The organism is Longimicrobium sp. (assembly GCF_036554565.1).
In the GTDB taxonomy this organism is placed as follows: domain Bacteria; phylum Gemmatimonadota; class Gemmatimonadetes; order Longimicrobiales; family Longimicrobiaceae; genus Longimicrobium.
The window spans coordinates 1-5,703 of the sequence record NZ_DATBNB010000301.1 but is presented as its reverse complement, the minus strand read 5'-3'; the positions used below and the strand labels follow the sequence as shown (position 1 = coordinate 5,703).

Here is a 5,703-nt window from a genome sequence, read left to right as displayed (position 1 = left end):
CGACGAACGAGTACGGGACATGGGCGGTCTCCGAAAACCAGTGAGCGCACGAAGCGCGGATGTACTCCAGGGATGAGCCACAGAATACGTCACTGCTTGCGAATTGTCAACGCTCTCATCCCGCCCTCACGTTCAACAGCGTGCACAAAGCCGCGCAGTGCCCTGCTCCGGACCGCAAAAACGCCGGCCGGAGGGAGCCCGGCCGGCGTCTTTCCCCACGTGCGGGGCTAGTGGTGCCCGCCGTCGCCGGGGATCACCCGGAAGATGTGGTTGTACGTGGCGATGATGCCGCCCAGCCCCGCCAGCAGCAGGAAGAACGCGGCGATGGCGTACGCCAGCTGGGCACCCGAGCGGTCCAGCGCCGCCCAGCTGCGCGAGGCGGCCACGCACACGGCGCACAGCAGCAGCAGCAGGGCCCCCAGCCCAAAGCCCAGCGCCGTGCCGACGCCCTTTTCGGCCTCGTCGCTCAGCACGGGAAGCCGGATGTTGGCAAACGCCGACCGCGAGCGCTGCTTCGGGTGGGCCTCTTCGAACGACTGGTAGCGCCCCTCGACGGTGCGGAAGGTCTCGTTGTCCCTGCGGCTCATGCTCCCCCCTGCTGGCTGAGGGCGTACACGTACGCGGCGATGCTGCGCACCTGGGCGTCGTCGAAGGCGCCGCCGCCCTTGGGCGGCATCATCCCCGGGTACTGCTTGGGCTTGGGGACGCCGCTGTTGATGAGGGTGACGATCTCGGGGTACTGCCCGCTGATGTTCAGCCACGCGCGGTCGTTGAGCGCGGGCCCCGCGGGGCTGCCGGTGCCGTTCTGCCCGTGGCACGCGGAGCACACGGTGCCGAACGAGGCCTGCCCCGCGTCGACCATGGCCTGGGTGACGCCGGCCGGCGGGTTGGCGAGCACCACCTTGGCGGCGGCGGCGCCCACGCTGGTGCCGGGCACCACGGTGGGCGGCTCGGGATAGGCGTGCGACGGCACCTGCGGGTCGCCGCGGTACGAGATCTTCGCGTAGCCCCCCTGCGCGCCGGGTTCGCACCCGGCCAGCAGAGCGGCGGCCAGCAGCAGAGCGGCCGGCGCGGGCCGGCCCCGGAAAACGTACGCCATCGTCGTCGTGGTCCCTCGTCCCTGTTCTCGTCCGGCGGCGGTCGCCGCGGGCGGCGTAAAAGAGCGTCCGGGGGCCTTCCACGCAAGAGGATGGCCCGCGCGGGGAGCACCCGCTACGCCTGCTTCGCTTCCCGCGCGGCGCGCTTCAGCCGCTCGACCATGGCCACCAGCCCCGCCTCGCGGGCCGAAAGGCCGATCTTGCCCATCACCTGGCGCACGAAATCCGGCGGAATGGCCAGCACGGTTTCCGGCGGCTGGCCGTTCACCGCGTCGAAGATCATGGCCAGCAGGGCGCGGATGGCGGCGCTCTCGCGGGGGACGTCGGCGTGGTAGTACATCCTGCCATCCACCACCTCGGGATAGATGGCGACGGGCGTCTGGCACTCGTGCACGCGGAACTGCGCCGCGTCGAGTCCCGCGAACCGCTCCGGCAGGTCCGGCAGCTTCTTGGCGTACTGCACCAGCGCCTGCCGCGTCATGTCGGGCGTCAGGGTGGCGAAGCGCCGCAGGATCTTTTCGATCGAGGGCGGGATCTGGCCCGGAATGGCGTCCGTCACCGCGGTCAGAACACGCGCACGTTGATGTAGCGCCCCGGGTTGGCGCGGATGTCGGCCGTCAGCTGGTTGAGGCTGGTGACCGCGGCGTTCAGGTTCTGGTACAGCTGGTCGTCGGTCGTCAGCTTGCCCAGTGTGCCCTCGCCCGCCTCTACCCGCGCCGTCAGCGCCGCAAGCGACTGCCCCGCCTGCTGAAGCGAGCCCGTGGCCGCGTCCAGCCGGATGGTCATGGAGTCGGTGCGCGCGATGGCCCGCGCCAGCTCCGGCTGCGAGACGGCGCCCTGCAGCCCCGCCGCCGAGGCGTTCAGGCTGGTGGTGAGCTGCGCCAGCTGCCTGCGCTGGTCGGTGGCCAGCAGCGTCAATTGGCGGAGGAGCTGCTCCATCTCCACCGCGCTGTTTCCCACCGCCGACACCGTCCGCTGGCTGAGCAGCGCCTGGGCGGCGACCAGCACGCTGTCGGAGTTGGCCACCACTTTCTCCGCCTGCTGCGCGAAGCCCGCCTCTTCCACGTACGGCAGCACCGTGCCGTCCGCGATGCGCTCGGTGGAGGTGCCGGGCTGGATCTCGGCGACCATGGACTGCAGGATGCCGCCGGAGACGATGGACACGCTGGAGCCCGCGGGAACGTGGTACTCCTTTTCGAACTCCATGCTCACCCGCACGCCGTTCGGCCCGATCTGGAAGTCGCGGATGCGGCCGATGTTCACCCCCTTCAGCCGCACCGGGTCGCCCTTGCGGATGCCGTCGGCGTCCTTGACCACGGTGTAGGCGTGGTAGCGGCCGCGGAAGGTGCCCGGGTCGGTGAGCGCGAAAAGGGCGGTGAGCACGGCCAGCAGGCCGATCACCACGAAGAGCCCGACGTGAATTTCGCGTCGCGGTGCACGCATGGGAGCCATCGCCCGCAGGTCGTCGTTGGAAAGTCTATGGGCCGGCGCGGTGGGCGCCCGGCCGTCGGCGCGCTGGATCATACCAGTAGCTCGTCGTTGTCGGGTACGTCGCGTTCCAGGAAGGCCCGCACGAGCGGGTCGTCGCTGTCGCGAAACTCGTCGGCAGTGCCGACGAACCGGATGAAGCCGTGGTCCAGCATGGCCACCCGGTCGCTGATGGGGAGCGTTCCCTCGATGTCGTGGGTGACGATGATGGACGTCACCCCCAGCTCGGCGCCCAGCCGCGCGATCAGCCGGTGCACCACCGTGCCGTTCACCGGGTCCAGCCCGGTCACCGGCTCGTCGTACAGCAGGATCTGCGGGCGGCCGATGATGGCCCGCGCGATCCCCACCCGCTTGCGCATGCCGCCGGACAGCTGCGAGGGCAGCTTCGACAGCACCTTGCGGGGCTCCAGGTTCACCAGCTCCAGCGCCTCGACCACGCGGCCCATCAGCCCCTTGCCGCCCAGGCCGCGCTGCTCCTCGTCGCTCAGCCCCTGCGCCACGTTCTCGAACACCGTCATGCTGTCGAAGAGCGCGGCGTTCTGGAACACGTAGCCCACCTTGCGGCGAAGCGCCTGCATCTGCTGGCGGGTGGCGCCGCACACCGACTGCCCGTCGACCACCACGTCGCCCTCGTCGGGCATGATCAGCCCGATGGTGGTCTTGAGCAGCACGCTCTTGCCCGTGCCCGAGTGGCCGACGACGGAAATCGTCTCCCCCCGCCCCACGGCCAGGTCCACCCCCGCCAGCACCGGGTGGTCGAACGACTTGTACAGGTCGCGGTAGTCCACCATCACGTCGTTCACGCGGCCCTCCCTCAGTTGAGCAGGAGGGGCGGGAACAGGGCGTCCAGGATCAGCACGCCCAGCGTCATGGTCACCACGGCGGCCGTGGTGTAGCGCCCCACCCCCTCGGCGCCGCCGCGCGTGGCCAGGCCCATGTGGCAGGCCACCAGCGGGATCACGAAGCCGAACGCCAGCGCCTTGGAGAGCGAGTAGAACATGTCCCAGTCGTGCCAGAACAGGCTGGCGCCGTAGAAGAACGACTGCCGCCCCAGCCCCACCGTGAACTGCGCGGCCATCATCCCCGCGTACAGCCCCACCAGGTTGGCGATGGCCACCAGGATGGGTACCGAGACGATGCCCGCCACGATGCGCGGGGCCACCAGCGTGCGCACCGGGTCGCGGCCCAGCGAGTACAGCGCGTCGATCTGCTCCGACACCCGCATGGTGCCCAGCTCGGCCGTGATGCGCGCGCCCACCCGGCCGATGAGCACCACCGCGGTCAGCACGGGGCCCAGCTCCAGGATGATGCTGCTCGCGACGACGCTGCCCAGGTACTCCAGCGGCATGTTGCCGGTGAACTGGTAGCCGCCCTGCTGCGAGGTCACCACGCCGGCCAGGCTCCCCGTGACCATGACGATGGGAATGGAGCCCACGCCCATCCAGTAGACCTGGTTGGCGAACTCGCGGAAGGGAATGCGCCCCGTGAACAGGTACACCAGGGTGCGCCACACCAGCGTCGCCATCCCCCCGGCGTGCTCCAGCAGCCGCTCGGCGCTGCGCCCGGCCGAGGCCAGCCGCCGCTCGGGCCAGCTGTGAGGGCGCGGCGTGCGCCGCTGCCTGGTTTTTTCGAGAACCGCGGTGCCGGCCCCGGGGGCCGGCTCCTCGCGCGACGTCTGCATGGAACCCTGGAAAGAAGAAAGCGCCCGGGCCTTTCGGCGCCGGCCGCGTCCCCGTACCACCGGGGACGCCCTCATACACCGCTGCGTCCGGCCCGTTTCACCGGCCGGCCCTTCGCTCCGCCGACTCTCGCAGGTACGGGAGCGGCGGCTCCGGCGGATTCACCCGCGCCGCCGGGGGCGTCCCGCGCCGCGCACCATGATGCGGGTGCGCGGCGCGGGATGCATGGGTCAATCGCCCTGGTGCGCGGGCTCGCGCCCCACCAGCCGGGGCTCCACCGGGATGGCGCGGTCCACGCCGTGCGCCCCCCCGCCATGGCCGCCGCCGTGCCCCGCCGAGGGGGTGCGGCGGAAGCGGCCCAGCACGGCCTCGCGCATGTCGTCGAGCAGCTCCCACACGGTGGGGATCACCAGCAGCGTCAGCAGGGTGCTGGTCAGCACGCCGCCGATGATGGCGATGCCCATCGGCGCGCGGAACTGGGCGCCCTCGCCGCGGCCCAGGGCCACGGGAAGCATGCCGGCGATCAGCGCGAAGGTGGTCATCAGGATCGGGCGCAGCCGGATGGCGCCCGCCTCGATCAGCGCGTCGCGCGTGCTCATCCCGCTTTCCTTGGACCACTTGGCGAAGTCGATCAGCAGGATGGCGTTCTTGGCGACGATGCCCATGAGCATGATGATGCCGATCATGCTCATCAGGTTCAGCGTGCTCCCGGCGATCTTCAGCCCCAGCACCACGCCGATCAGCGACAGCGGCAGCGAGAGGAGAATCGCCAGCGGGTCCAGGAAGCTGCCGAACTGCACCACCAGGATCAGGTACATCAGCATCACCGCCACGCCCAGCGCGAACATGATGCGCCCGAACACCTCCGTCTGGTCCTCCGTGTCGCCGCCAAAGGTGAGCTGGTAACCCACCGGCATACGCACCGACTCCAGCCGGGTAGTGATGTCGCCCACCACCTCGCTCAGCGGGCGGTTCTGCGTGTTGGCCTCGACGTTGATGACGCGCTCGCGGTCAAGGTGGTTGATCTGCGCCGGGCCCAGCTCGCGCGTGATGGTGGCCACCTGCCCCAGCGGCAGCGTGGTCGCCTGCCCGCCGGGGCCGCCGGGAAGCACCAGCGGCACCCGCGCCAGGTCGGCCGTGCGCGACCGCGCCTCGGGGTTGAAGCGCACGTACACGTCGCGCGTCTCGCCCGACGGGTCCACCCAGTCGCCCACGTCGATCCCCGCGAACGCCGGGCGCATGGCCTGCGCCACCTGCGCCGCCGTCACGCCCAGCGAGCCGGCCAGGCCGCGGTTCAGCTCCACCGTCAGCTCCGGCTTCTGCCCCTTGGTGCTCAGGTCCACGTCCACCGCGCCGGGCACCTGCCGCACCTGCCCCAGCACCTGCTCCGCCAGCCGGTTGAGCACGGTGATGTCGGGGCCCTGCAGCTGGATCATGAT

At 70.8% G+C, this 5,703-nt stretch carries 7 protein-coding genes; all 7 read right to left on the bottom strand.

The window, feature by feature from the left end:
- Window positions 1-227: 227 nt before the first annotated feature.
- Window positions 228-587 carry a hypothetical protein gene (locus tag VIB55_RS08150; protein WP_331876179.1) on the bottom strand — a complete coding sequence of 120 codons (360 nt, stop codon included), beginning with the start codon at window positions 585-587 and terminating at the stop codon, window positions 228-230.
- Complete coding sequence (locus VIB55_RS08145) at window positions 584-1,099, bottom strand: c-type cytochrome (protein WP_331876178.1); 516 nt, start codon at window positions 1,097-1,099, stop codon at window positions 584-586. Before VIB55_RS08145 ends, VIB55_RS08150 begins: the two co-directional genes overlap by 4 nt.
- Window positions 1,100-1,212: 113 nt before the next feature.
- Window positions 1,213-1,656, bottom strand: a complete 444-nt coding sequence (locus VIB55_RS08140) for a SufE family protein (RefSeq protein ID WP_331876177.1) — start codon at window positions 1,654-1,656, stop codon at window positions 1,213-1,215.
- Between the two features lie 5 nt (window positions 1,657-1,661).
- Window positions 1,662-2,621 carry an MlaD family protein gene (locus VIB55_RS08135; protein WP_331876176.1) on the bottom strand — a complete coding sequence of 320 codons (960 nt, stop codon included), beginning with the start codon at window positions 2,619-2,621 and terminating at the stop codon, window positions 1,662-1,664.
- Complete coding sequence (locus VIB55_RS08130; RefSeq protein WP_331876175.1) at window positions 2,618-3,388, bottom strand: ABC transporter ATP-binding protein; 771 nt, start codon at window positions 3,386-3,388, stop codon at window positions 2,618-2,620. The genes VIB55_RS08135 and VIB55_RS08130 overlap by 4 nt, the downstream gene beginning before the upstream one ends.
- An 11-nt stretch (window positions 3,389-3,399) precedes the next feature.
- On the bottom strand, window positions 3,400-4,266 hold the full coding sequence (locus VIB55_RS08125; RefSeq protein WP_331876174.1) for an ABC transporter permease: 867 nt from the start codon (window positions 4,264-4,266) through the stop codon (window positions 3,400-3,402).
- 228 nt (window positions 4,267-4,494) lie between these two features.
- Window positions 4,495-5,703, bottom strand: a 1,209-nt coding sequence (locus VIB55_RS08120) for an efflux RND transporter permease subunit (protein WP_331876173.1), incomplete at its 5' end; no start/stop codon positions are given.